Origin of the sequence: Halobacillus litoralis, from assembly GCF_009856415.1 — a bacterium.
In the GTDB taxonomy this organism is placed as follows: Bacteria; Bacillota; Bacilli; order Bacillales; family Halobacillaceae; genus Halobacillus; species Halobacillus litoralis_C.
In genome coordinates, this window is the sequence record NZ_WMEZ01000024.1 from 1 (window position 1) to 598 (window position 598).

Consider the following 598-nt stretch of genomic DNA (forward strand, 5'->3'; position numbering starts at 1 on the left):
CTTTAGTCCACGCCGATGCATTGCATCCTGTAAAGTTGGTTCTGGCAGGCGTAAGATGATTGAGGATATTTCCGGCGTATTTCCTGGCTCTAAGTTTCATGTTTTTACGGGTGACCAGAAGGCCGTTTTCCACTAACCAATCCCAGTTAAAGCAAGCGCCCGACGTGATATCTTCCTTGCCAATGTGTTCACTTGTCGACATAGGTAAACGGGCCACCGAACCTGTTAAAAAGCAGCCGGGTTTGGCGCATTTTAAATGCTCCTCAACAAAATCCGCGCGGGGAATGCAGTCGCCGTCGGTAAAAATAATGTAGTCGCTTTCAACCTGTAAAATCGCTTTGTTTAGAATTTCGCATTTCTGAAATCCATGATCTTCATGCCAGACATGCTTAATTCTTATTCCTGTTTCGGAGCGCATTCGATCAATTAGTTGCCGGGTTTCATCGGTAGAACCATCATCGGCAATAATGATATCGAAATCCCGATGGGTTTGGACACTAAAACCCCACAATACCTTTTCAAGCCATTTCGGGGAATTATAGGTGGTGAACAAAACGGTGACATTCATGACGATCTACTGTTTTTAGTGATACAGGAC

Annotated in this window: 1 protein-coding gene; it reads right to left on the minus strand. The window is 44.6% G+C overall.

Annotated elements, in window-relative coordinates; all coding sequences use genetic code 11:
• Window positions 1-568 (minus strand): glycosyltransferase (locus tag GLV98_RS19895; protein WP_160917703.1); only part of this gene is annotated, 568 nt, incomplete at its 3' end.
• Window positions 569-598: the final 30 nt, after the last annotated feature.